This is a genomic window from Caldicellulosiruptor changbaiensis (assembly GCF_003999255.1).
GTDB lineage: Bacteria > Bacillota > Thermoanaerobacteria > Caldicellulosiruptorales > Caldicellulosiruptoraceae > Caldicellulosiruptor > Caldicellulosiruptor changbaiensis.
In genome coordinates, this window is the sequence record NZ_CP034791.1 from 671,694 (window position 1) to 697,222 (window position 25,529).

26 protein-coding genes, 3 tRNA genes, 3 pseudogenes and 1 riboswitch are annotated in these 25,529 nt (G+C 35.5%); of the genes and pseudogenes, 28 read left to right on the plus strand and 4 right to left on the minus strand.

Features of this window, described 5'->3' with window-relative positions:
• Positions 1 to 82 precede the first annotated feature (82 nt).
• From ELD05_RS03035 to thrC, 8 genes are all read left to right on the plus strand, one after another.
• Positions 83 to 358 carry an HU family DNA-binding protein gene (locus ELD05_RS03035; protein WP_011916753.1) on the plus strand — a complete coding sequence of 92 codons (276 nt, stop codon included), beginning with the start codon at positions 83 to 85 and terminating at the stop codon, positions 356 to 358.
• A gap of 111 nt (positions 359 to 469) precedes the next feature.
• Entirely contained in the window at positions 470 to 712 is a 243-nt protein-coding gene (locus tag ELD05_RS03040; RefSeq protein ID WP_127351309.1) for an RNA-binding S4 domain-containing protein, read from the plus strand.
• A gap of 74 nt (positions 713 to 786) precedes the next feature.
• On the plus strand, positions 787 to 1,068 hold the full coding sequence (locus tag ELD05_RS03045; protein ID WP_011916755.1) for a YabP/YqfC family sporulation protein: 282 nt from the start codon (positions 787 to 789) through the stop codon (positions 1,066 to 1,068).
• A 16-nt stretch (positions 1,069 to 1,084) separates the two neighbouring features.
• Complete coding sequence (gene yabQ, locus ELD05_RS03050; RefSeq protein ID WP_241243669.1) at positions 1,085 to 1,402, plus strand: spore cortex biosynthesis protein YabQ; 318 nt, start codon at positions 1,085 to 1,087, stop codon at positions 1,400 to 1,402.
• Positions 1,403 to 1,455: 53 nt separating this feature from the next.
• Positions 1,456 to 1,755, plus strand: coding sequence for an FtsB family cell division protein (locus ELD05_RS03055; RefSeq protein WP_127351311.1), 300 nt, complete (start codon positions 1,456 to 1,458; stop codon positions 1,753 to 1,755).
• A 13-nt stretch (positions 1,756 to 1,768) separates the two neighbouring features.
• Positions 1,769 to 2,137, plus strand: coding sequence for a S1 RNA-binding domain-containing protein (locus ELD05_RS03060; protein WP_127351312.1), 369 nt, complete (start codon positions 1,769 to 1,771; stop codon positions 2,135 to 2,137).
• 81 nt (positions 2,138 to 2,218) lie between these two features.
• Positions 2,219 to 2,878: a redox-sensing transcriptional repressor Rex gene (locus ELD05_RS03065; protein WP_127351313.1), complete on the plus strand. Its 660-nt coding sequence runs from the start codon at positions 2,219 to 2,221 to the stop codon at positions 2,876 to 2,878.
• A 22-nt stretch (positions 2,879 to 2,900) separates the two neighbouring features.
• Positions 2,901 to 4,382, plus strand: a complete 1,482-nt coding sequence (thrC, locus tag ELD05_RS03070) for a threonine synthase (protein ID WP_127351314.1) — start codon at positions 2,901 to 2,903, stop codon at positions 4,380 to 4,382.
• 41 nt (positions 4,383 to 4,423) lie between these two features.
• On the opposite strand, the gene ELD05_RS14980 is transcribed toward thrC, so the two are convergent.
• Complete coding sequence (locus ELD05_RS14980; RefSeq protein WP_408609369.1) at positions 4,424 to 4,492, minus strand: hypothetical protein; 69 nt, start codon at positions 4,490 to 4,492, stop codon at positions 4,424 to 4,426.
• Positions 4,488 to 4,648: riboswitch (M-box (ykoK) riboswitch) on the plus strand. It overlaps the preceding gene by 5 nt.
• A gap of 321 nt (positions 4,649 to 4,969) precedes the next feature.
• On the opposite strand from ELD05_RS14980, the gene ELD05_RS03075 reads away from it, so the two are divergent.
• The 3 genes from ELD05_RS03075 (at position 4,970) to ELD05_RS03085 (ending at position 8,601) form a co-directional block, all read left to right on the plus strand.
• Positions 4,970 to 6,220: a magnesium transporter gene (locus tag ELD05_RS03075; RefSeq protein ID WP_127351315.1), complete on the plus strand. Its 1,251-nt coding sequence runs from the start codon at positions 4,970 to 4,972 to the stop codon at positions 6,218 to 6,220.
• A 33-nt stretch (positions 6,221 to 6,253) separates the two neighbouring features.
• The gene (locus tag ELD05_RS03080) at positions 6,254 to 7,501 is read left to right on the plus strand and encodes an Nramp family divalent metal transporter (protein WP_127351316.1); all 1,248 of its coding nucleotides are present in this window, start codon (positions 6,254 to 6,256) and stop codon (positions 7,499 to 7,501) included.
• Positions 7,502 to 7,662: 161 nt separating this feature from the next.
• Entirely contained in the window at positions 7,663 to 8,601 is a 939-nt protein-coding gene (locus ELD05_RS03085; protein ID WP_127350937.1) for a transposase, read from the plus strand.
• Positions 8,602 to 8,669: 68 nt separating this feature from the next.
• Here ELD05_RS03085 and ELD05_RS03090 read toward each other — a convergent pair.
• A tRNA-Ser gene (locus ELD05_RS03090) sits at positions 8,670 to 8,762 on the minus strand.
• 264 nt (positions 8,763 to 9,026) lie between these two features.
• On the opposite strand from ELD05_RS03090, the pseudogene ELD05_RS14985 reads away from it, so the two are divergent.
• The 10 genes and pseudogenes from ELD05_RS14985 (at position 9,027) to ELD05_RS13975 (ending at position 18,887) form a co-directional block, all read left to right on the plus strand.
• Positions 9,027 to 9,361 (plus strand): annotated as a pseudogene (locus tag ELD05_RS14985) (thioesterase family protein).
• A 33-nt stretch (positions 9,362 to 9,394) separates the two neighbouring features.
• On the plus strand, positions 9,395 to 11,032 hold the full coding sequence (locus ELD05_RS03100; RefSeq protein ID WP_408609370.1) for a formate--tetrahydrofolate ligase: 1,638 nt from the start codon (positions 9,395 to 9,397) through the stop codon (positions 11,030 to 11,032).
• A 61-nt stretch (positions 11,033 to 11,093) separates the two neighbouring features.
• Entirely contained in the window at positions 11,094 to 12,344 is a 1,251-nt protein-coding gene (locus tag ELD05_RS03105) for an aminotransferase class I/II-fold pyridoxal phosphate-dependent enzyme (RefSeq protein ID WP_127351318.1), read from the plus strand.
• A 101-nt stretch (positions 12,345 to 12,445) separates the two neighbouring features.
• Entirely contained in the window at positions 12,446 to 13,663 is a 1,218-nt protein-coding gene (locus tag ELD05_RS03110) for a zinc-dependent alcohol dehydrogenase (protein WP_127351319.1), read from the plus strand.
• A gap of 317 nt (positions 13,664 to 13,980) precedes the next feature.
• Complete coding sequence (locus ELD05_RS03115; protein ID WP_241243595.1) at positions 13,981 to 14,754, plus strand: hypothetical protein; 774 nt, start codon at positions 13,981 to 13,983, stop codon at positions 14,752 to 14,754.
• Between the two features lie 107 nt (positions 14,755 to 14,861).
• Complete coding sequence (locus ELD05_RS03120; protein WP_039765960.1) at positions 14,862 to 15,875, plus strand: LacI family DNA-binding transcriptional regulator; 1,014 nt, start codon at positions 14,862 to 14,864, stop codon at positions 15,873 to 15,875.
• 73 nt (positions 15,876 to 15,948) lie between these two features.
• A pseudogene (locus ELD05_RS03125) lies at positions 15,949 to 16,122 on the plus strand (MerR family DNA-binding transcriptional regulator); the annotation flags it as partial.
• 84 nt (positions 16,123 to 16,206) lie between these two features.
• A pseudogene (locus tag ELD05_RS03130) lies at positions 16,207 to 17,745 on the plus strand (IS200/IS605 family accessory protein TnpB-related protein).
• A 75-nt stretch (positions 17,746 to 17,820) separates the two neighbouring features.
• Positions 17,821 to 18,579, plus strand: coding sequence for an alpha/beta hydrolase (locus ELD05_RS03135; RefSeq protein WP_127351320.1), 759 nt, complete (start codon positions 17,821 to 17,823; stop codon positions 18,577 to 18,579).
• Positions 18,580 to 18,716: 137 nt separating this feature from the next.
• Entirely contained in the window at positions 18,717 to 18,887 is a 171-nt protein-coding gene (locus ELD05_RS13975) for a hypothetical protein (RefSeq protein ID WP_164742574.1), read from the plus strand.
• Positions 18,888 to 19,024: 137 nt separating this feature from the next.
• Here the strand turns inward: ELD05_RS13975 and rpmB are convergent, their stop codons facing one another.
• Positions 19,025 to 19,210 carry a 50S ribosomal protein L28 gene (gene rpmB / locus ELD05_RS03140; RefSeq protein WP_011916769.1) on the minus strand — a complete coding sequence of 62 codons (186 nt, stop codon included), beginning with the start codon at positions 19,208 to 19,210 and terminating at the stop codon, positions 19,025 to 19,027.
• Between the two features lie 82 nt (positions 19,211 to 19,292).
• A complete protein-coding gene (locus ELD05_RS03145) occupies positions 19,293 to 20,357 on the minus strand; it encodes a bis-aminopropyl spermidine synthase family protein (protein WP_127351321.1) in 1,065 nt (354 codons plus the stop codon).
• A 133-nt stretch (positions 20,358 to 20,490) separates the two neighbouring features.
• Here ELD05_RS03145 and truD point away from each other — a divergent pair, with 133 nt between their 5' ends.
• The 7 genes from truD (at position 20,491) to mntA (ending at position 25,525) form a co-directional block, all read left to right on the plus strand.
• Positions 20,491 to 21,657, plus strand: coding sequence for a tRNA pseudouridine(13) synthase TruD (truD, locus tag ELD05_RS03150; RefSeq protein ID WP_127351322.1), 1,167 nt, complete (start codon positions 20,491 to 20,493; stop codon positions 21,655 to 21,657).
• A 24-nt stretch (positions 21,658 to 21,681) separates the two neighbouring features.
• Positions 21,682 to 22,095, plus strand: a complete 414-nt coding sequence (locus ELD05_RS03155; RefSeq protein WP_127351323.1) for a GNAT family N-acetyltransferase — start codon at positions 21,682 to 21,684, stop codon at positions 22,093 to 22,095.
• Positions 22,096 to 22,220: 125 nt separating this feature from the next.
• Positions 22,221 to 22,297: transfer RNA gene (locus ELD05_RS03160), tRNA-His, on the plus strand.
• Positions 22,298 to 22,311: 14 nt separating this feature from the next.
• Positions 22,312 to 22,387 (plus strand) — tRNA-Gln (locus tag ELD05_RS03165).
• A 605-nt stretch (positions 22,388 to 22,992) separates the two neighbouring features.
• The gene (locus ELD05_RS03170) at positions 22,993 to 23,610 is read left to right on the plus strand and encodes a papain-like cysteine protease family protein (protein WP_127351324.1); all 618 of its coding nucleotides are present in this window, start codon (positions 22,993 to 22,995) and stop codon (positions 23,608 to 23,610) included.
• Between the two features lie 7 nt (positions 23,611 to 23,617).
• Positions 23,618 to 24,601 (plus strand): hypothetical protein, encoded by a 984-nt coding sequence (locus tag ELD05_RS03175; protein ID WP_241243596.1) that lies wholly within the window; start codon positions 23,618 to 23,620, stop codon positions 24,599 to 24,601.
• Positions 24,602 to 25,087: 486 nt separating this feature from the next.
• On the plus strand, positions 25,088 to 25,525 hold the full coding sequence (gene mntA / locus ELD05_RS03180) for a type VII toxin-antitoxin system MntA family adenylyltransferase antitoxin (RefSeq protein ID WP_127351326.1): 438 nt from the start codon (positions 25,088 to 25,090) through the stop codon (positions 25,523 to 25,525).
• Positions 25,526 to 25,529: the final 4 nt, after the last annotated feature.

The following is a 25,529-nucleotide window of genomic DNA, read 5'->3' on the forward strand; positions in this document are numbered from 1 at the left end:
CTTGAAAAAAGAAGGATTTTTGATATAAATATAGAATAGAAATATTTAGAATATCACAAAATACGCGAGGAGGTAAGAAGTAATGAACAAAACAGATTTAATATCGGCAATGGCAGAGAAGAGTGGGCTTACCAAAAAGGACGCGGAAAAGGCACTCAATGCGTTTGTAGATGCTGTTACAGAGGCACTCTCTAAGGGGGAAAAGGTTCAACTTGTCGGATTTGGTTCATTTGAAGTAAGAGAAAGAGCAGAAAGAGTAGGAAGAAACCCACAGACACAGGAAGAGATTAAGATTCCAGCAACTAAGGTTCCTGTATTCAAAGCAGGCAAGATGTTAAAAGACGCTGTTGCAAAGTAAGATTTTTAAAGAGGGGCTGTGAATTTTTAGTGTTAAGGCTGCAGCAAAAATGAGAAAATAAGAGCTGCAGCCCTAAATTTTTGTGTACAAAAAAGGGTGAGGGTTTGTAAGATGCGGATAGACAAATATCTAAAAGTGTCGAGAATTATCAAAAGAAGAACGCTTGCTCAAGAAGCATGCAATAGTGAAAGAGTTTTTGTAAATGGCAAGGTGGCAAAACCTTCGACAGAGGTAAAGGTTGGCGATGTTATTGAGGTGCGCTTTGGTGATAAGATTTTTAAATGCAGAGTTACAAGCGTGGATGAAAAGGTTCAAAAAAATGTTGCAAGCAATATGTATGAGATAATTGAGTAGATTTGGGTCATATTTTGATAGTAAAGAGAATATAGTTTATTATGTAACTTGTATGTGTTTAAAGGGAATTCAAAATGGTAGCTGATGATAGAAAAAATGTAAAGTCAAAGTTTCACAATGTTCTTATAGAAAATAGAGAAAAGATTACAATAAACGGCGTTGACGATGTTGAAAGCTTTGACGATAATAACGTCATGTTGGTGGTTGACGAAGAACTTCTCATCATCAAAGGGTTTGATTTGAAGATAAACAAAATCAATACAGAGACAGGAGAGGTATTTATAGAAGGTCAAGTTTATTCACTTGAATATGGTGAGCCGCCCAAAAAAGGACTGATTGGAAGACTTTTTAAATAAAGAGGTTATTAAAATGATGCAGGGCGTTTTTGATCAGCTTTCAGACTTTCTTTCTTGTTTGATTATTGGGGCGGTAGTTGGATTAATATACGATACCTTCTTTTTCAAAAAAATCTTGAAAAGGCGCAAAAGAGATTTACTATTTTTTATGTCTTCTACTTTATCCACTATTGCAGTAATTTCAGGTTTGTATTTTATAAACTACTATACTATTAGGTGGTATACATTTTTGGCTATCGTGTGTGGTTTTTGGCTCTACAAAAATTCAATATCTTTTTTCTACAAAAGTATTCTAAAAAGCGTGAACAAAGTTTTATCTTTTAACAACAATTAATTTGTGATAAAATATAACTACACTTTTTGGAATACTCAAAAGGAAGACAAGCTGTGAAAAAGATTTTTAAAGTAGTAAAAAGGCTTTTTGTACTTGCATTTGTAATACTTTTTTTAATATATTCTGTGACAACAGTTGTAAAACAACATATGATTTTGCAACAGGTAAAAGCTCAACAATATGAGACAATCAAGCAAATTGAAAAGCTGAAAAAAGAAAATGAATATTTAAGAAGACTTGCCCAGTATGTCCAGACAAAAGAATACATCCAGCAGGTTGCACGAGAAAAACTTGGGCTTGTAGGAAAGGATGAAATTGTGTTTATTGACAAGAATAAAAAGAGAAGGCAATAAAGGAGGCTTTTTTGTGTCGGTTAAAAAAGGCGGTGTAGTGGAGGGAAAGGTAAAGAGTATAACAAAATTTGGTGCATTTGTGGAGCTTCCAACTGGTGCAGTTGGGCTTGTTCACATCTCAGAGATTGCAAATGAATATGTTGATGACATCAGAAAATATCTAAAGGAACAGCAAACTGTCAAGGTAAAGGTGCTTGACATCAAAGAAAATGGGAAGATAAGTCTTTCGATTAAAAAGGCAAATGAGATAGGAAAATCTAAAAGGCCTTTAGAAAGGAAAAATAAAGATACTGAGTTTGAAGCGAAACTTTCAAAATTTCTAAAAGACAGCAACCAGAAACTAAGCGAGTACAACAAACGATTTGACGGCAAAAGAAGATAAAGCCTGTTTTAAAATCAAAACAGGCTTTTAATTTAAGAAGGTATGTCAAAAAAATATCAAAGAGGATGAGGAGGATAAAAATTGTTTAAAAAAAAGAACGTCTCTCTTGCGGTTGTAAGAAGACTGCCAAGGTATTTGCGGTATGTAGAAGATTTGTTGAACCATGACATTATGAGGATTTCCTCATCAGAGCTAAGCCAGAGGATGGGGTACACAGCTTCTCAGGTAAGGCAAGATTTTAACAACTTTGGCGGGTTTGGTCAGCGAGGGTATGGTTACAGTACTCAAGTTCTCTATGAGAACCTTGTTAAAATATTAGGGCTTGATAAGAACTTCAAGATGATAATTGTTGGTGTGGGCAATTTGGGACAAGCTTTAGCAAATTACGCCAATTTTTATAAAAAGGGATTCAAGCTTGTGGGACTATTTGATATCGACCCTCAAAAGGTTGGAAAAAGTATCAGGAATATAAAGATACAGCATGTTGATGAACTCAAAGATTTTATAAAGAAAAACGATGTTGACATTGGAGTTTTATGTGTGCCATCAGAGGTTGCTCAAGAAGTTGCAAATCTGATGGTTGAAGGCGGCATCAAAGGAATCTGGAATTTTACTGCAAAAGAGATTGAGGTAAAAGATGATGTTGTTGTGGAAAATGTCCATTTGATAGACAGTCTGATGGTACTATCGTATAAGTTAAATGAGAAACTGATAGAAAAGCAGGAAGCAAGTCAAAAATAAATTCTATTGAGGTGGCAAAAAAATGGAGTATGTAAGTACGCGAGGAGAGCAGAAGGTGCTCTCAAAAGAAGCAATCTACCTTGGAATAGCGAATAACGGTGGACTTTTTACCCCAGTTGAAATACCAAAGCTTGATTTTGAGTATTTAAAAGAGCTAAATTCTTACCAAAAGGTTGCAAAGTATATATTTTCACTTTATCTTACTGACTTTTCTGAAGAAGAGATTGACGAGTGCGTAGAAAAAGCGTATGCATCTGACAAGTTTAACACAAAAGATGTGGTTGAGCTAAAGAAGCTTGATAGTAGCTTGTTTGCGCTTGAACTTTGGCATGGGCCAACTTATGCCTTTAAAGATGTTGCGCTACAAGTGCTACCACACCTTTTGATAAGGTCAATGCCAGATAGCTATAAAAAAGCACTCATATTAGTTGCGACATCAGGCGATACAGGAAAGGCTGCCCTTGAGGGTTTTAGAGATGTCGAGAAGACGAAGATTGTAGTCTTTTATCCTTCTGAAGGTGTGTCTGACGTACAAAAAAGACAGATGACAACTCAGGAAGGCAAGAACACTTATGTGGCAGGGATAATAGGTAACTTTGACGATGCTCAAAGTGGTGTAAAAGAGATCTTTACAAATCCAAGATATGTAGAGACAATCAATAAAATGGGCTATTTCTTCACATCAGCAAACTCTATAAACTTTGGGCGACTTTTGCCTCAGATTGTCTACTATATCTGGAGCTACTTAGATCTTTCGAAAAAAGGATTTATAAAAGAAGGCGAAAAGATAAACTTTGTTGTGCCAACAGGAAATTTTGGAAATATTTTAGCTGGGTATTTTGCAAAGCGCATGGGAATTCCAATAAATAGACTTATTGTTGCATCAAACATAAACTCTGTTGTTTCCGATTTTATTAAAACAGGTATTTATGACAGACGAAGAGAGTTTTACAAAACAATCTCACCATCTATGGATATATTGGTTGCCAGCAATTTAGAAAGGCTTTTGTACTTGGTCACAGGTAACTTTGAAATGGTAAAAGGATACATGTTAAATTTGAAAGAAAATGGGTATTTTAAGGTTGAAGACGATGTTTTAAAGTCAATACAATCAGATTTCTGGGGAGATTTTTCAACAGATATTGAAACTAAAAAGGCAATAAAACGAGTTTACAAAGAGTTTTCTTATCTTATTGACACGCATTCAGCAGTTGGATTTGATGTTTATAGAAAATACCACGATAAAACTTCTGATATGACAAAGACAGTAATTTTACAGACTGCGAACCCATACAAATTTGCTAAGGATGTTCTCAACGCCTTGTTTGATGATGAATATAATAATATTGATCCGTTTGAAGCAGTTGAAGTTCTGTACCAAAAGACAAAGGTCGAAATCCCAGAGGGAATAAAGAGGCTTTTGTCAAAAGCGGTTTTGCACCATGCTGTGATTAAAAAAGACAAAATGTTTGATTTTATATTAGAGAAAATAAAAGATAACTGAAGATAGTTTAAAAAAAGTGCACAAAAATATAAAAATTTAAGCTAAAAAGGGTTGAAAAACGAGTTTTTTGTGCTAAAATAGAAGTTGAAAAAAGTGAATATTGCAAAAATATCTCGGTAGGCGAGGCTCCTACAGGGATATAGGCTGCTGCCGCGAAAGATTGGAGACAATCTGAGCTGGTAAACAGGTTTTGCCGAATCCAAGGCATAACCTAATGCAGCTTTTTATGCCGTGTAGTGCCAAAGCTTGTACGAGGTAGCTAAAAAGGGTAAAGTGTGCTTTCACCTCGTTTTAAGCTTTGGGTGAAAGCACTTTTTGTTTGTATGCAAAATTTAAACTAACCTCTAAAACTTTATGATTAAAGGAGATGAGAGGACAGATGGATTCTGGTCCTGTGAGTAGACAGGATTGGGGGAAAGAAAAAGTAAAAAGCTCTTTTTCGAATGCGTGGAGGGGTGCTAACTTTTTGAGTTAATAGCCGAAAGAAAGCACGAGGTTTTTTTGTCCCTTTTTACAAATAGATTTTGTCAAACTATTTAGCACCCCTCCACAAAAGGAAAAACTAATTTAAAAGGAGGGGTGCTAAGATGGCTAATGTCACAAGTTTTTACCTCAGCAGAGTTATTGGCAACAAGGTATACTCAGAAGACAAAAAAGTTCTGGGAAGACTCGTGGACCTAATTGTTGACGCAAAGAACATCAGGCCCAAAGTAATTGCTGCAAAAGTCAAAAGCGGAAAGAATGTCCAAATAGTAGACTTTTCGTTCTTTATAATTTACAAGGAAAAAGGGCAATATGTAATTGAGACCAGGAACTTAAAGCCAATTGATGTGCAAAAAGAAGATACGATAATGCTTGTAAAGCATATCCTTGACAAGCAGATAGTTGATATGAACGGCAGAAAGGTTGTAAGGGTAAATGATATAAGACTTGCAATTTTATCAACAGGCGTTTATGTAATTGCAGTTGATATTGGATTAGAAGGGTTGTTGAGGAGGCTTGGTCTTGCAAAGCCTCTCAAAAAGGTATTAAAACCTCTTGGCAAGAGCATCCCATCTCGACTCATCTTATGGGATGACGTTGAGCCTCTTGCATCACCGCGCTCGGATTTAAAACTTTCAACCACATACTCAAAGCTCTCAACTTTACATCCGTCGGATTTAGCAGATATCATTGAAGAGCTTGACAAAAAGACTCAAGCATATGTATTTTCAACTTTGGACGAGGAAAAGGCAGCAGATGTTTTGGAAGAGCTTGATGTTGAGGCACAGCGGAATGTCCTCGAGAGTCTTCCTGTTGAAAAGGCTGCAGATTTGCTTGAAAAGATGCCAGCAGACGAGGTTGCAGACATATTGGATGAGATAAAAGAGGAAAGAGCAGAAGAGCTTTTGAACGAGATGGAAAAAGAGGCATCAGAGGAAGTAAAAGAGCTGATGGAGTATCCCGAGAACACTGTTGGAAGTATTATGACAACAGATTTTATCGCGTTCAAGACCCACTTTACAGTTGAGCAAACAATAGAAGAACTAAGACGATTAAAACCAGAGCCAGATGAAATTTACTATTTATACGTTGTTGACAATGAAGAGAGGCTTTGCGGTGTTGTGTCTTTGCGCGACTTGGTAATTTCTGAGCCACAAACTCCACTTTATGAGATTATGAGCAGAAATGTTGTGTATGTAAAAGATATGGACAATGTAAACTCTCTTGTATCGATTATTTCAAAATACAGCTTATTGGCTGTCCCTGTGGTTGATGATGACAAAAGACTCATTGGCGTTGTGATAATAAATGACATAGTTTATGAACTACTCAAAGTACGAAAAAAATTAGTATAGCCGAAGTATTGACGGTAAATGAGGTGATAGAAGATGCCACAGATAGCAAAAGGGCAGCGTCTTAAGAATATACTTTTCATATTAAGTATTATTGGACCAGGGCTTGTGACTGCAACTGCTGATAATGACGCATCAGGAATTGCGACATACGCAATGGTTGGTGCAATGTTTGGCTACAAGATGCTTTGGGGGCTATTTTTAATAACAATCAGTTTAGCAGTTATCCAAGAAATGGCTGCACGAATGGGCGTTGTAACAGGGAAAGGTCTTTCTGACCTTATCAGGGAGCACTTTGGTGTCAAGATGACATTTTTTGCGATGATTACCCTGCTTATTGCTAATCTTACAACGACAATTGGTGAGTTTGCAGGTATTGCAGCAAGTCTTGAGATATTTGGAGTCTCAAAATATATCTCAGTTCCTTTAACAGCTATTTTTGTATGGTATATTATAAACAAAGGTTCATATAAAAAAACAGAGAAATTTTTTCTTGCTCTCATGGTAATATATATAAGCTATATAATTTCAGGTTTTTTAGCAAAGCCGGAGTGGAAAGAGGTATTTAAAAATACATTTGTTCCTTCTTTCAGTTTCAATTCGAGTTTCATTTTAATTTTTATTGCGATGATAGGAACAACAATTACTCCTTGGATGCAATTTTATCTGCAGTCATCTGTGGTTGACAAAGGTGTTGATGTAAAAAACCTCAAATACCAAAGATGGGATGTGTTTTTGGGAGCGTTCTGGACAGATTTTATTGCATTTTTCATTGTTGTTGCAACAGCAGCAACCTTGCACAAACATGGGATTGTGATTGAAACAGCGGAAGATGCAGCAAAAGCTCTTCAGCCCTTTGCAGGAAAATATGCATCAGCACTTTTTGCAGTTGGACTTTTTGGGGCATCACTATTGGGAGCGCATATTTTACCTTTATCTACTGCATATGCTGTAACTGAAGCTTTTGGGTTTGAAAATGGACTGAACAAGAAGATGAGAGAAGCGCCTGTTTTTTATGGTTTAATACTTTTGTTCATTGTCATAGGAGCAGGTGTTATTTTACTTCCAAATATTCCTTTAATAAAACTTATGATAATCGCTCAAGAAATTAATGGTATATTGCTACCAATAATCTTAATTTATATGTTAAAGCTGACAAATGACAAAGAGATTATGGGGGAGTATGTAAATTCGAGAACATTTAATATAATTGCGTGGATAACAGTTGTATTTATAATAATTCTCACATTAATACTGCTTGTCGAGCCTTTCTTAGGTGTGTAAAAGTAAATCAACTTTTGATTTTTAAACTATTATACAGAGGTTGTTGAATAAAAGAAATAACCATATAAAGTAAACATAGTAACAAATGAAAAAAACCCCTTGTGTTATAATTTAATTTAAGAGAAAACCACAACAAAACACAAGGGGGAAAAGATATACTCATGAATATTAAAGCACAAAATAAGAAATTTTTAAAGCTACTTTTTGTAGTGAAAAAGGTTACTGAAGCTCTGACAAGGAGAATAAAGCACAATAGAAGAGGACGCCCAAGGAAATTTAATTTGTTTCAAATAATAGCTTGTCTGGTTTACAAAGTTAAGAAGGGGATAAAGAGTTTCAGAGAATTAGAATATCGAATAAATCAAGACACAGAGTTTAAGCAAGTAGTAGGTATAGAAGAAAGTCCGGACTATTCATATTTTGCGAAGTTGTCAAGAAAAATAGAAAAAGAATACATGCAAGATATAAAAGACATATTAATAGCTAAGATAGAACCTGATATGAGTATAGCGATAGTAGATTCTACACCTTTGAGAAGTGCCAAAAATGATTCAGAAGCAAAAATAGGTATACATATTACAATAGGATTTTACAGGGGATACAAATTACATCTTTTGTGTACAGGTAAAGAAGAAGTAATACCACTTTTCTGGATTTTAACAGGGGCAAATGAACATGACTCAAGACAAGAAGAGCTTTTATATAGGGCATGGGGCTTTGGCTGTGAGATTGTATTAGCAGATGCGGGATACGATTGTAGCAGATGGTTTAATATAGCAAATGAGCTTAAGGTTAAATTTGTTGCTGGGATAAACAAAAGAAACATGAAAGATAAAAACAATGTTAAGAATGTTTTTAGAAGAAATAACATAAGATTTTTAGAAACTGAAGAGGGCAAAAAGCTATACAAGCATAGAACAAAGATTGAAAGACTATTTAGTAAATTAAAAGGTGAATATAATCTTGAGAATGTAAGGCTCAGGAGGTTTAAGAATTATAAAAGGTATATTGATTGGATACTAATTACTTTTTTGTTTGAGCAACTTCTCAGAAAAGTAGAAGGTAAGAAGTTTTCTTTCGCATATGAATGGAATCAATAACTTTTGCTCATTTTATGTATTATTGGTAATAATTTTTATTCAACAACCTATATTATACAAAATAAAAATGGCGGAGAGAGTGGGATTCGAACCCACGGTACCGCTTTTGGCGGTACGCGCGATTTCGAGTCGCGTGCCTTCGACCACTCGGCCATCTCTCCGCCTCTTTTTATTTTTGCACTATCGATTATAATCTATCTTTTGCTCATTTTCAAGACAAAGATTTTCATTTTGCAATTGACAATTCCACAAAATAGAAGTAATATATTTATTAAAGTGAATATTGTGAACAAAATTGTGCACCATAATAAAGTACTAATACATGAGAGACTTTATTACCCAACTTTAAGGAGGCAAGAAAGTAGAAAAAACTAGGGCTTGTAGTTGGACTAAGGAAAGAAATAGCAGCCACAGTCACAGATGACATGCTTGCTTCGCATTTTCAAAGTGGGTTTTTAGATGTGTTTGCAACACCTTCAATGATAACACTGATGGAGAAGGCAGAACTTTCGTGTGATCAGGAGCGTTTAGAAGATGGGTATACAACAGTTGGAAGCAGAGTTGAAATTTTTCACATAGCACCAACTCCAAAAGGAATGGAAGGGAAGGCTGTTGCTAACTAATTGATATCCAAGACAGAAAACTCATTTTTAAAGTTGAGGCTTATGACAAGTTTGAGAAGATAGGCAAGGGAATTCACGAGAGGTTTATTGTTAACAAAGAGAAGTTTTTGCAAAAGACATATCAAAAGGCAAGGTGATCTTGTTTGAAAAGCACATCAAAACTACAAGAGATGAAGTTAAAAAATATTACCGAGATAGCAGAAAGTGTAGGTCTGAGCGAAGATGACATTGAGCTTTATGGAAAGTACAAAGCAAAGATAAGTTTAAATGTTCTAAAGCGAAAACCCCAGCAAAGAGAAGGTAAAGTAATTTTGGTCACATCAATAAACCCAACGCCATACGGTGAGGGCAAGACAACAACAGCAATTGGCCTTTCGATGGCTATAAACAGGCTTGGATTTAAATCAATTGTAACACTGAGAGAGCCTTCCTTAGGACCATATTTGGGAATTAAAGGTGGGGCAACAGGGGGTGGAGTTGCTCAGGTTTTGCCGAGCACTGATATAAACCTTCACTTTACAGGCGACATTCACGCGGTGACAAGCGCAAATAATCTACTTTGCGCCGCGGTTGACAATCACATCTACCATGGAAATGAACTAAATATCAATCCAAAAGCTGTAATGGTAAAAAGAGCAATGGATATGAATGATAGGGCTTTAAGAAATATTGTCATTGGGCTTGGAGATGGGCAAAGAGGTGCTGTGCGTGAAGACGGATTTATCATTTCTGTTGCTTCAGAAGTGATGGCAATACTTTGCCTGTCAAATGGGTTAGATGACTTAAAAGAGAGGCTTGGGAACATCTTAGTAGGTTTTTCTTATGACAAAAAGCCTATATACGCCAAGGACTTGAAGGTTCATGGGGCAATGGCGCTCTTGTTAAAAGACGCTATAAAACCAAATCTTGTTCAGACATCAGAAGCTACTGCTGCAATAATCCATGGAGGGCCGTTTGCAAACATTGCACACGGCACAAACAGCATAATTGCAATTAAGATGGCACAAAAGCTTTCAGATTATGTTGTTGTTGAAGCTGGGTTTGGAGCAGACCTGGGTGCTGAAAAGTTTGTCAATATAGTATCAAGAAAAAGTGGTATATACCCATCAGCTGCAGTTATGGTTGTGACTACAAAAGCGCTAAAATACCATGGCAGCATGGGGGCAATAGAGAATTTGACAAGTGAAAATATAGATACGCTAAAAAAAGGCTTTAAAAACTTAGAAAAGCACATAGAGAATTTAAAGCTATTGGGGCTTGAGACTATTGTAACTTTAAATAGATTTCCACATGATACTGCTGCTGAAATTTCAGAGATAGAATCTTTTTGCAAAGAGCGCGAAGTTGAATTTGCTGTCTCAGAAGCCTATGAGCTTGGTTCAGAAGGTGCTTTGGATTTGGCACAAAAAGTTATTGAGGTAGCAAGTAGAAAAAGGAAAATAAACTTTGTTTATGAGGATTCAGACCCTGTTGAAGAAAAGATAAGAAAGGTTGCAAAGACAATTTATGGTGCTGCAGATGTGCAGTTTTCAAAATCAGCACTTTTGGGTTTAGAACTAATCAAAAAGCTCAATATTGAGCATTTTCCCATTTGCATGGCAAAGACCCAGTATTCCTTGTCAGATGACCCAAAACTTTTAGGCAGGCCAAAGGACTTTGTTTTGAATGTTAATGAGATAAGGATTAACAATGGTGCGCAGTTTATTGTAGCAATCTGTGGTGACATTATGACAATGCCAGGGCTTTCAAAAGACTATGCTGCACTTCATCTTGACATTGATGAAGATGGAAATGTGGTGTGGGTTTGAATATTAATTTTTTTAAACTAAGTATGTGCACAAAATTGTGAGCAAGGAGGTTGAGATTGATATGATTGACACAACCAAATTTTCACTTGCTGATTTTATGAAGAGTGAAGACAAAAACATAATGGAACTTGCAAAGGAGTTTTGGGAATACAAAGAAGACTATGTCAGAAGAAGACATTATCAGTACAGACGAGTTTCTATCACAGGTTCTGGCCCAACTATGAAGATAATTGACCACTATACAGGCGAAATTAGAGAGATGATAAACCTTGCGTCAAATGACTATCTAAATCTTACCAAACATCCAAGGACTATAAAGGCAGGGATTGAGGCGCTTAAGAAATATGGAACGGGTGCTGGGTCTGTGCCACTTCTGGGTGGAACACTTGATATACATGTTGAACTTGAGAAGAAGATTGCAAAATTCAAAGGATGCGAAGATGCACTCATATACACAAGCGGATATGGTTCTAACTTAGGAACAATATCTGCAATTTTACATGAAAAAGATGTTGCTATCTTAGACATGTACGTTCATGCAAGTATAATTGACGGATGCAGAAATACAAATGTAGAGTTTTTTAGGCACAACAACATGGACTCGTTAGAGAAGGTACTTAAAAAAGTAAAAGACAAATACAATACAAAACTTGTAATAGTTGATGGTGTTTACTCAATGGATGGTGACATTGCACCACTTGACCAGATTGTTGAGATTGCTCACGCTTATGGTGCATTTGTAATGGTAGATGAAGCACATGCAACAGGTGTGATTGGCAAGAATGGGCGTGGTACACCTGAACACTGCAATGTTGAAGGAAAGGTTGACATAGTTGCAGGTACACTTTCAAAAGCTTTGGGTGCAGTTGGTGGATTTATTGCAACAAACAAGGAACTTGTGAATTATCTACACTTTTACTCAAGAGCGTATATGTTCTCAACAGCACCAACTCCACAAGCAACTGCTTCACTGATTGAGGCTTTGAATGTCATTGAAGAAGAACCAGAGCTAAGACAGAGGCTTTGGGATAATATAAGATACTTCAGAGAAAACTTATTAAAGCTTGGGTTTAATATTGGCAATCAGCAGACAGCAATATTCCCGATTATAATAGGTGATGATTATAAAGTGAAAGAGATGTGTAGAGAACTTCACGAGGCAGGTATCTATGTGAACCCTGTATTCTACCCGGCTGTTCCAAGAAGGTTGTCACGCATAAGAATTTCACTTACAGCAGGGCATACAAAAGAGCATCTTGACAGGACATTAGATGTTCTTCAACACTTAGGGAAGAAATACGGTATAATATAAATCAAGGCATGCTTTTAAGTTGCAAAGAGGCTGCAATTTTAATTGTTGCAGCCTCTAAAAATTTATCACTGATTATTTATAGGAAGGAGTTGAATTACGAAATGAAAGCAGTTGTCTTTGACGCGAGTGTAGGAAAATATATAAGAACCTTAGTTTTAGGGAAAATTTCAAAGAAATTTTTCTACAATAGGCTATCGTGTATCCAGCTCAAAGATATTCCCGAGCCAAAACTTCCATCTGAAAACTATGTCAAGATAAAAACAATGTACGCAGGGATTTGTGGTTCTGACCTGAACCTAATTTTTTTGCATGACTCGCCTTCAACCTCGCCATTTGCTTCATTCCCATTTGTAATTGGCCATGAAAACCTTGGAGTGATAGTTGAAAAGGGGGAGAATGTAACAGAATTTGAGATAGGTGACAGGGTGATTGTAGACCCAGTTTTGGACTGTGACGCAAGAGAACTTCCAAGATGTCCTTCATGCCAAGAGGAAGAGTTTTCAACCTGTTTAAATATTACAGAAGGCAAGCTCAAGCCAGGTACCATAATGGGTGCCTGCAACTCAACAGGTGGTTCATGGGGAGAGTATTTTGTTGCTCACAAGTCACAAGTTATAAAGGTACCTAATTCTGTTAAAGATGAAGAAGCAATTTTGGTAGATCCATTAGCGTCTGCCCTTCATCCTGTTATGAGAAATTTCCCGAAAGATTCTGATATGGTTTTGGTATACGGTGCTGGGATAATAGGACTTTTGGTGGTCTGGAGTCTGAGAAAACTTGGTTGCAAAGCAGACATCACAACAATTGCAAAATATAAGTTTCAAGCTGACTTGGCAATGGAATTTGGCGCAAACAGGGTTGTAAGGCCGTCAGAAGATTATTTAGAAGAGCTTGCAAAGGTGTGCGGTGCTAAGATTTTCAAGCCAATGATTGGGGAGAAAGTCTTGCTTGGCGGGTTTGACAAGGTGTTTGACTGCGTTGGTTCAAAGAAAACTATTCGAGATGGTATGTGGCTTACAAAGCAGCGCGGAAGCTATGTTTTGGTTGGCCTTGCTTCAGTTGTGAAGGATTTGGATTTGACTCCAATTTGGTTCAAAGAGCTAAATGTAAAAGGAGCTTATTGCTATAGTACAGAGAATGTGAACGAGTATAGAATCTCTACCTACCAGCTTGCATTAAATCTTATACAGCAATTTGGAATTCCGTATGATAAATTGATCACTCACTATTTTAACATAAATGACTATCAAAAAGCGATAGAGGTAGCGTCTTCAAAGGGAAGTGAGAAGAGTATAAAAGTTGTGTTTAAATTTTTGTGATTTTTGTATAGATAAGAGGGTATTGATGAATACATTGAAAAGATATTAAAATTGAATTGATATGAAGTAGAGAATTTTTCATGTATCTTTACAAAAACTTAATGTGTATATTTATCAAGAAAATGGGTATATATTTAGAAGAAAACATGAAAGGAATTAGGTAGTTGGTGAGATGAATGAAAGAGAGATTCAATAGAGTATTTGTCATAGTGATATTTACAGAACTTTTATTATTTTGTGCGCTGGTTGCATATGTACAGTTTTAGACTAATACATATAATTTTCTTGCTTGGGTTCTCATATGTTGCAGCGCAGTTTTGATAAATATAGCGGGGTATGTGTTTGGAATACTTCCTTATGTCCAAGAGGTCTGTAATCGGGTTGATAAGATTCAAGAGGTATTAAGAGAGATAGACAATCATTTTAATTTGATGGTAGAGGACAATGCTGAATTTGAAAACTCTATAAATGTTCTCAAAAATCAATTAAAGATTTTAAAGGTTGAGAGTCAAAGAGAAGATGTCTTTTTTGAACAGTATAAAGAGATGATAATACGAAATGTAAAACTTATCTATGATATGTCTAAAAATAAAAATGACAGAGAGATAGAAGGGCTTGCAAAGTCTCTTTTAGACATTATTGAGAAAAGCATATATTCAAGACGTATATTTGTTCCACTATGGTATGAGGTAATGTATTTTCAAACAATTCTATCAGGATGTGTATACTCGGCGATGAATAACCTCGAGATAGTAATAAATATCCAAGAGGAGGAGCTAAAACAGTCACTTGTATTACATGGGATTTTGACATCAGTTGCAACGCTTTTTATTGACTGTGTTAGAAGGCAGTTGCCTATTAAGAATATCATTCAGCTTTCTATAATCAACTTGTCAGGGCATTTAAGCTTACGGCTATATTACAACAATACTATACAGGATTTAAATAAAGCAGAAGAAGTACTCAATATTCTAAAACAGCGATTTTCTCTTTATTATCCTGAAGGTACATATGCTGTAAATTATTCCTTAGGGGGAAATCACTTTATAATCGAGATGTCACTTCCCATAATTGAGTCTTTTGAGAAATAAAAATTAATCGATATTCAGCTTCAAAAGATATTTGAAATATTTCAGAAAATTTAGTATTATTGATATTAAGTTCAGAACAAGACAAGAAGGAATAGGATGAGAATGAAATGGTAACCATAAAGGATATAGCGAGAGAAGCAGGTGTGTCACCTTCAACAGTGTCACGGGTACTTTCAGGTAAGGCAAAGATCTCACCTGAGACAACAAAAAGAGTAATGGAAGCAATAGAGCGGCTTGGATACATTCCAAATGCGAGTGCCAAAAGCCTGGTGATGAAAAAGGCATATTCTATAGGACTTTTCATGCCACGAAGACTTGAACAAACACTTACAAGCACCTTTTTTGACCAAGTTGTATCTGGAATTTGCAGTTATATTAACAATACAGAATATGAAATTGTACTGACTATTGTGCCGCCAGAAAAGGAAAAAGAAAGCTTAGAAAGGCTCATAAAAAGTAGAAAAGTGGACGGCTTTATCCTGCTGACTTCTCGTATAAATGACTATGCTATTAAATATCTTCGATCTATAAAATTTCCTTTTGTCTTAATAGGCTCACCTGATAGGGATAAGGATTATGTGAACTGGGTTGACAATGACAACAAAAGAGCAGGGTTTGACGCAACAGAGTATTTAATCAAGCTTGGACACACTCAAATAGGTTTTTTGGGTGGTATGGAAAATCTTGTTTTGACTCAAGATAGGCTCTCTGGTTACAAAAGCGCTTTGAACAAATATAAACTTCCGATTGAGAGCCAGTATATAATGTTTACTGAGTTTGACGAGCAAAGTTCATATGAAAAGGCAAAGGAAATGCTGATGCTAAAAAACAGACCAACTGCCATTGTTTGTATTGACGAGGTTGTTGCCTATGCAGCAATAAAGGCATGCAAAGAGCTTGAATTGAAAGTAGGCTATGACGTGTCTGTAATTGGGTTTAATGAGTCCATCTTTTCTAAACTGTCTTCACCAAGGCTTACCACAGTTAATACAAACATATTTTATTTGGGCTATTATGCAGCTGAGATGCTGATAAAAGAATTAGAAGAACCATACAAAACTTACAAGAGGCTCATTGTCGAGCACTCTATTGTAGATGGGGAGACATGTAGTGCTATATAGAATAGTAAAGAAGAGGTAGCAACAGTTGAAAATAGTCGTGTAAAAAGGTACAATTTTAATTAGGTGATGATGGATGTTATTAAGTATGCAAAAAGTAAAAGAAATATATTCAATCAGTCGAAGGGCACTTATAAACTGGGAGAAAGAGGGATTAATTTACTGGTTTTAGAACTCCAAAGGGTAGAAGAAGGTATTGAAAAAGAGGACATTGAAAAGTTACCTAAGTATGATAGAAGAAAAACCAAAGTAGGCTGTAGTTTTAGAGGATTTAATAGCGGCAGTATACATCTTTTGCAGCAAGGATTTATGATTAAAAGAGGTGCAAAAAAGCATGATAACAGTTCAAGCCAAGCTAATTTTTGACAGCAGCGAAGATAAGCAAAAAGTCCTGGACCTTATGAGAAGATGGTCATCATGCATGAGGTATGCCATACAAGAGGTTACTTGAAGGGTATAAAAGGAATGAACTCAAAAGGGAGTTGCAGGGGATTTTCAATCTTAATTCCCGATACGTCGATGATGCAATTATGAAAGCAAAAAGTGTTTTGACCTCATGTAAAGAAAGAGGAGAAGACCCTGAGAAGGTCATTTTTGGCGGCAGGCAGCTTTTTGAAAAGCTAAAGAAGCGGCATATGAACGGCAAGCCTTACAAAAAACTCAAGATTGAATGGCAGGAGAAAAGGAAGGGGAATCTGTACTCAAGAGGAGACAGGAGCAAGAAAGGTAATCTCAATACAAGGATTGAGACAGATGAAGATTGTACCAAACTCAGAATCAACGTAGGAGAAATGGAGTATGTATATGCGAGGATACAGCCCGGATGGAAGATAAAAGATGGAACGTACATTGATAGAAATCAACTTCTTGAGGCGATAAGTATTTCTGGACAGCCTTACTCTGTCCAGCTGAAACTTAAAAGTGGTATAGTATATGCCTACTTTGCTATTGAGGAAGTTTTCCCAAAACCTGCAATAACGAGAGCGAATGGAGTTATAGGGATAGACACTAACGCATATCCGAAGAATGTGGCATGGGTAGAAACAAATGAGCACGGACAGTTTCTGGGATATGGCAGAATACCACTTGAGAAGCTTGAAAGTGGCAGCTTTGATAAAAGAGAGTATTACAGGTGGCAGTATGCCTACATGTTAGTACAGATGGCAAAGGAGAAACAAAAAGCCATAGTGATTGAGAACCTTAGTATACAGGACAGGGGAAGAAGAGGAGACTTTTCAGGTAGAAAATCAAGACGGATAAGGCATTATTTTGGGTACAGGTCACTTTTGGAGAAGGTAAAACTTTTAGCAAAGCGAGAAGGGATAGAGGTTATAGAAGTAGACCCTGCATACACTTCTGTAATAGGAATTTTGAAGTACGCTCCGCAGTTTATGGTGACAAAGGATGTAGCTGCAGCGTATGTGATAGCAAGAAGGGGACTTGGGTTAAAGGAGAGGATACCGTCAAACTATATGGAGCTTCTTAGCAGGCTTGATGTAAGTAGTTTAGGAGAACTAAAAGAGTATGTAAGCAAAATGGTGAAGAATGTATGTTTGAGGAAGAAGCAGATAAAGGAGATTGAATATGTAATGCGGATGATACAAAGCCCTGGGAGTGAGTCAGGGAAGGTATCAGGACCTCTGGATGGAACAAGTTCTGGTACCTGTGGTAAAGACCACAATCTCTGGCGAGTTCTCAGGGTAGCGGTGGTAACGCCACTTTCCCCTGACAGGGTGTTGCGTGATATGTCTGTCCTGAAATCGGTATTGATTTCAGGGCAAGTGGGGAGACCCGTAAGGGCGTGAGTTCCTGCTTCTTGGGGCAGGGGCTATGGTTGTTCCAAATACCGCCTGCTGGGTGTGGAACAACCTGAAAAGGCGGACTACAAATAGCCCAGCCATCTAAACTTGTGCGGTTTTGCACAGTTTGGATGACCAGGGAATATTTAATGCAAAAGCATGTTGAGATCAAGAATAAGATTGGGCAGGTATTACGCGGGTACTTACATGTACCAAATGAGTATGAAGGAAAGATTCCTGCAGTTGCAATCTTTCACGGCTTTACAGGTAACAAAATGGAACCACATTTCATATTTGTAAAGTTATCGCGGCTACTTGAAAACCATGGCATTGCAAGTGTTAGGTTTGACTTTGCAGGGTCTGGTGAGTCAGATGGTGAATTTTATGACATGACTGTAACACGGGAAATTGATGATGCAAGATGTATACTTGACTATCTATTTTCACTTGACTTTGTTGACAAACAAAAAGTGTCAATTGTAGGACTCTCTCTTGGTGGAGCAATTTCCTCATATCTTGCTGGTGAGTATAGGGAAAAGCTTCACAAGGTTGTATTGTGGGCACCTGCAGGAAATATGAAGGAAATTGCAAAGAATGTAGTTGAAAGTAATCCTCTAATAAAGGAGAAAGGATATATCGATTTAGGAGGTCTTCTTTTATCTGAAGATTTTTATTATGATTTACAAAAGTATGACTTTTTTGAAGCAATAAAGAAATATCCAAATAAAGTTTTAATTTTACATGGTACAAACGATACAGCAGTTCCGGTTGAAGTAGGAAGAAAGTACAAAGAGATTTTAGGTGATAGGGCAACACTTGTTGAAATAGAAGATGCAGATCACACGTTTAACAAATACGAATGGGAGAGAGTTGTTTTAGACAAGACAGTTGAATTTTTAAAGGACTAAGAAAAGCCAAAAAGGGCTGGAAAATTAACACCTTTTAGAGTCCAAAAACATTCCCAGCCCTTTTTATTTTTATCACACCTCAAGTTTGTTGTGAATATAATAGAATAAAACCAGCTACAAAGAGAATATATTAACTTATGAGCAAGCATTTTCATCATAAGAACAAAAAACAATTAGGTTTTGTTCTTTTATTACTTGGCTTTGGTATTTTAATTTCAATTATAACACCGCCATGGCTTTTTGCACTTATTATTGCTCTTGGGTTAATTGCCGCTGGAATTTATATATTTTTTAAAGATGGGAGATGAAATAAAAATGAGGATAATGGTACTCAAAATGCCAAGGTTTTTAAGTAGAATAATTAAAAGGCTATTTAAACTCAGTGATGAAAAATAAAGAAAAAGTTCAAGATAAACCTCTTTTGCTTATCTTGAACTTTTTTATTTTAAGCACGGACAACCTTGCCTGCCTTAATACAACTTGTGCAAACATAAATTCTTTTCCTTTGACCGTTTATAATTACTCTAATTTTCTTTACATTTGGTTTCCACGTTCTTCTTGACTTTTTGTTTGAATGGCTTACCTTGTTTCCAAATGACACCTTTTTATTACAAATTTCACACATTGCCATCTTATTTCCCTCCCTTTTATAAGAAGCAAGATAAAAAACCAAGTACTATTCTAACACAAAAAAGGGGAAAAGGCAAGCTACTTTATTCCTTGTACAAGATTGCCTCATTGTCTATATAAAGTTCACAGTTGATATACTCATTTACAATTTCAATGTCCTTTACAAGCTCAATTCTGTACATGCTGGATGTGTACCAGTTGAGTTTTGGCTGTACATTTACAAAATTGAGCTTACTGTCTAATGAAGGAAGGAGATAATTCCAGTTTACGTAATGATTGAAGTTCTCAATGATGTCTGTAATAACTGCATTGAATTTATTCAAAAGAAGTTTCTGAAATTCGTGCCATTTTGAAAGTGATGCCTCAATGTTTGTAAGACCAAAATATCCCGCACAGCCTGCTCCTTTTAAGCTTGATGTTGTCCTTGTAAAGCACAAATCCAAAGCTTCAATTGTCTCTGGTGGATCAATTGTGAATGTGTCAAAGCTCTTTACAAGCTCATCAGGAAGCTTGTTTCTGAAGTCATACTCAATTGCTTTCAAATTGAGATTATGTTCTTTTGCAGCTTGGTTTATAAAATCTACAAGCCTTTTATCGATTTCTAATACTAAAACCTCTTGTGGAAGTTTTGTCAAAGCTGCTGCGATTGATACCAAATCATCATCGCCAAATACAATAAGTCTCTTTCCAACAAGGTCTCCTTTTTTAATCATAAGAGCAATTCTTGAGAATGCTGTTTCTTCAGTAACATAACCTTGGTCATATTCAACTATAGCATCAGGTCTTGTCTTTACTATCTCTTTGAACTTCTCGTAAGCAACTTTTATTTCGTCAAATACAATGCCGCGTCCTTCGCAGCATTGACATGTGTAATTTTTTACAACAGGAATACCATTCTTTTCGATAAACTCTTTTCCTTTTTGTGTGGGTTCTAAATTACCGCTATCATCTGATTTTACGAAATCTATTGAAATGAGATAATTAATTGTTTCCCTCACAACAGCAAACGGCTTTTGTGAAAGAAATACCACTTCCCAAAAATGACTTGTAGAGTTCAGTGCTGCCAAAACCTTTTCAATATCTCTTTCATTTACATTAACCTTTGTTTTGTTCTTTACAAATTCAACTGCACCCTTTAGTTCATCCACTTCTACCACCTCCTCATGAGTTTAAATGTAGCTTTTTAATAGTTTGTTGACAACAATATATAATAATATCATAATAAAATGAGGTGTCAATAAGAGCTTTATAAAAAGAGACTTTAAAAAGGGTGAGAAAAACTTGAAGATTAAAGTACTACCTGAAGATTTTATAGTCAAAGAGGAAATTGACATTGAAATAAAACCAAGCGGAAAATACAAGATTTATCTTTTGAAAAAGAAACACTGGAACACAGTTGATGCTTTAAGGTTTATATCAAGAGAGAACAAGATTCCGTTTGAGAAGATAGGCTGTGCAGGGAGAAAGGATAGACATGCTCTTACTTATCAATATATTTCTGTTCCCAGAGAATATGACATAAATTTCAATAAGGAAAATGTTAAACTTGAGTTTCTCGGATATTCGGATGATTTTGTTTCACCTATGACACTCAAAGGCAATTACTTTGAGGTAGTAATAAGAAAGATAAAAAACAAAGACGAAAGAATTTTTCAAAGGCTTGATGAGATAAAAAAATTCGGTTTTCCAAACTATTTTGATGATCAGCGTTTTGGAAGTGCTGAGAATGACCAAGAGTTTATCGGCGAGAAAATAGCAAAAAAACATTACAACGGTGCACTTAAACTCTATTTTACCACCATTCATCCTGAAGATAAAAGAGAAGAAAAGGAAAGAAAGAAAAAGATATTTGAGCTTTGGGGGGACTTCGAAAAGATACTTCCTCTTTGCAAAACAAAGGTTGAAAAGGATATAATAAAAACTTTAATGAAAGGAAAAAGCAGACATTATTTAATCGAGGCTGTAAACCTTATTCCAAAAGAAGAGATGTCAATGTTCTTCTCAGCTTACCAGAGCTATATTTGGAACAGGATTTTGAGCACAGTTTTACCATATTATACTGATTTGCTAAGACCTGTTAAGGGGAAGATTATGGAATATCTTATTTATAGAACGCTTTCTGAAAAGGCTTTGGAGGAATTAAAAAATCTTCAAATTCCGACCGTATCATCAAAAATACCTTACGTAAACAATTTTGTTAACAATACAATCTTGGAGGTTTTAAATGAACGAGGGCTTAAACCTTCAGACTTTGACCTCAAAAAGATAAAAAAATCTTTTTACAAATCATTTTTAAGACCTGCAATAGTCTTTCCAGAAAACCTTGAGGTTTCAAACTTTGAAGAAGATGACTTTTATAGCGGATATTTTAAACTAAAATTGAAATTTCATCTTCCAGCCGGCTCATTTGCCACAATGCTGATAAAGAGTTTAACCATTTTATACTAAGTAATTTCAGGTGTGGTGATATTAATGATAATACGTGAAATGAAAGTGGAAGATTGGCAGGAAATGAGGAACTTGTGGCAAACAACAGAAGGAATAGGCCTTGGCAGAAGTGATACTATAGAAGGATTGGAAAAATTCCTAAATAGGAATAAAGGTATGAGCTTTGTATGTGAGATTGACAGCAAAATAGTAGCCACCATTATGTGCGGACATGATGGGCGACGTGGCTTTATATATCATTTGGCAGTTGCTAAGAATTTTAGATTGCAGGGCATAGGGAAAAGCCTGGTTGAAAAGGCACTGCAAGAGCTGAGAAAGCAAGGAATACATAAATGCCATATTTTTGTAATGAAAGATAATGAAAAAGGGAAAAATTTTTGGTCTAAGATAGGTTTTCAAAAGCGGAATGATATAGAAGTGTTCTCAATAGATATTTAACAAAAAATAGACTGAATGTTATATAAAGTTACCTCAAATTTTCCACAAAACTGCGAACACATAATCGCTATTGACTGCCAATATGATTGTCTTTATAATATAATCTGCTTGCTAAAAAAGAGGCGGTGGATATAGCTCAGTTGGTTAGAGCGCCAGGTTGTGGCCCTGGAGGTCATGGGTTCGAGTCCCATTATCCACCCCATATATAAAATAAGTTGGGGTGTCGCCAAGCGGTAAGGCACAGGACTTTGACTCCTGCATTCCGGTGGTTCGAATCCACCCACCCCAGCCATTTTTGTTTTATACGATATTTTCAAGCGTTACAGGGAACAGTTAAAAAGTGTAAAATGGCAAACGAAAACCTCAAGTCCTGCAGCCAATTTTTAAGGCAAAATTGGGTGCAGGATTTTAAGAAGAATAATGCATACATTCTCTTGAAGAAGTCCACACCACCAATCGCAGAGTTTAAAAACTTTGCGAGAGGTGTTTTTTTTATGTCCAATAAGGTGTCTTTGAATTTATGCAGAGGAAACATATAAAAAATTTGGGTTGTTTGATTGGTTGAATGGGGTTTAAATTATAAAAGTCAGATTGTTCAAGAAATTTTCTCTGGATCAGTTCACCACAATCATTTCAGGTAATTTTTTCCTTAGGATTTATATTTGTTTTATCAGTGTATAATTAGAATGCAAGAAATAAAATAAGTGGTTTGATTTAACAACAGGAAACAATAAGAGGTAAATTTTTTTACTTTGACAAGACAAAAAAATACAAATATGGGTACAAAATATTGCAAAAAAAAACAATATTATGAATTGAAATTAAAAACAGCAGTTATAAATTATAATTAAAGGTTCTTAAATGAAATAGAACTAAAAAACGAAAGGATGAGGAGATATGGTCAAAAAATTACTAAAAAAGGGAAGGTACAAAAGAATCGTGATTAGTGCTATTGTGTTTTTTACATTACTCTTACTGAACCTTAGTGATGCATTTGCAGAAAATACAGTTACGTATGTTGAACTTCCAGTTAAAAAGGTAAGTCAGGCATATTCAAATTGGTGCTGGGCAGCAGGGTGTGAGTCGATATTGTACTATTGCAAAAACTATTTAGGTTTTGGGAGAGAGGCAACACAGTGGGATATAGTGAAATATATCTATGGAAGTTACGTAAATCAAGGCGCAACGCTTTCTGATATACAAAGAGCGCTCAGCTATTATGGTGTTGGTTCTTCGCGTATGTATCCTATAAGCGGTAATACAATAACCTACGGTCAAATATGTGAGCAGATAGTCAATTTAAGAAGTCCAATAGGAATAAATGTTGTTGTTGGTGCTGGTCATTTTGCAGTATTGTGTGGAATATGGCAATATTTTGATAATGGTAGTTTAAAAAATTTTGTATTGGTAATGGATCCAGCAGTTGGTTATATAAGAACTATACCTGATTCAGAATTGAGAGATAATGATTTTGATTGGGAATTAATAGATGCCATAAAAGTTTATAAGCCTTGATAAAAAGATGGAGAGGAGAGAAGAGACTATGAGAAGGTCCAGCATCTTTTTAATAATATTTGTCTTTATATTGGTATGTTTACTTAACATGACAGTATTAGTGTTTGCTAATTCAAATTCTATTATAAACCATAACGAAGAAGTTATGAAACTTAGAAGACAGCTTGCGGCTGAACACCATTTGAACGCTCTGCTTGAACTTCTAAATAGAGATAGTTCTTTTAAAATGAAATTGGATGAACTTACTGGCAACAAAGGTTCTTATGATTTCAAGAAGTTTAAATTGAGTGATGAGTATGAACTCTATAAATTGTTTGTATTTCCTTTAGAATCGAAATTAGCGTCTAACGGGCACACAAAAATTTTATACTTAAAAGAGGGTTTCAAAAATAAAATAGAAAATTTAAAATTAGAAACATTTGAAGATGCACTCAATACAGAATTTGTTCATAATATGTGGGCAAGAATAATCTTTTACGACGGAAAACCTGTTGGATACATGTTAATTGATTGGGATAAAAATTATAATGATTATATTATTTCAGAATCAACAATGGGATACAGTGGGTTAGGAGAAGCAATTATATTTATGAAAGAATTTTTAAGAAGCAAAGGACAACATCCAAATGTTAAAATTGTTGACGCTCTTGAAAGGTCATTATATGTTGTTTCTGAAGATGGCAACTGGTGGTGCACTGATGCTGCAGATTCTTCAAATCCACAAATGTATAGAAAGCAAATCTGGAGTTTTAAAGAAATTAAAGAGGGCTTGAATAATAGACCTAAGGAAATATTAAAACTATTAGAAGATATGCAAAAAGATCCGCACAATGTTCTTTTAGGCGGTAGTAGTTATAAGCCTTTGTATGAAACTGCAATTGAAATAAAAAAGATGAAAAACATTTTAATAGCAATATTAATGCTATTTATAACAGTCGTTTTTATTGTAGTTGTAAACTTAACTTCTAAAATACAAAAGAGGAATATCTAAAAATTGAGCCATTTGAATTTAAATTAAATTGAAACTGTCAAGTTTGTAGTTTGAAAGAAAATTGTTTGTTTGATAATAAAATGAAGATAACAAAAAGAGGATGTGCTTACAAGAGGCATCCTCTTTTATTGCGCAACTCAGGAATTTTTGATAAAATAATTCTAAAAATGCTTTGAATCACTATAGGAGAGAGTTGATAAAAAGTGAAACTCAGAAAAGGTGCACTCTCTTATCTACTGGGTGTTTTTATTATCTCATTTTTTCTTATGTTTATAGTTGTGTTTGTATTTCAGTATTCTAATAGTCCTGGAATAGATTTTTTGTTATCTTTGTTGGTTGCACATTATATCTGCAAGAGTATATTTTCGTTCGAAGATTAGTTGGTAAGTTGTTGTATTACAATTTTTCTAAACTAAACTTGGGGATAAGACGAAGGTGAAAAAAGTTAAGTAGAACAAAAATTTGATAATAGAAGGTGCTTTGAAAGTGATAAGAAGAAATAAAATTGATATTGATCATGCTAAAAAAGTTATTAAAGATTTGGGTGCATTTTTCAGCAGGTTTGGGAACAAGGTTGTTGCTGCTTATCTTTTTGGTTCATTTGCAATGGGCACGTATACTCCGCTTTCTGATATAGACATAGCAATTTTATTTGACAAGGAACTTTCCAAAGGAATAGTAGAAGAACTTGAAAATGAGATTCTTGATGGGCTTATAAAAATATTTAAAACTGATGAAGTTGATCTTGTTGTTCTCAATAGCGCACCTTTATCTGTTAGATACGGAGTATTAAAAACTGGGAAGATAGTTTACTGTAGCAATACAGAAAAAATGGTTGACTTTCAAACAGAGGTCATATCAAAATATCTTGATATAAAGCCTTACAGGGAAGAATTTTATAGGGAATTTTTAAAATCTTTATAAAGAT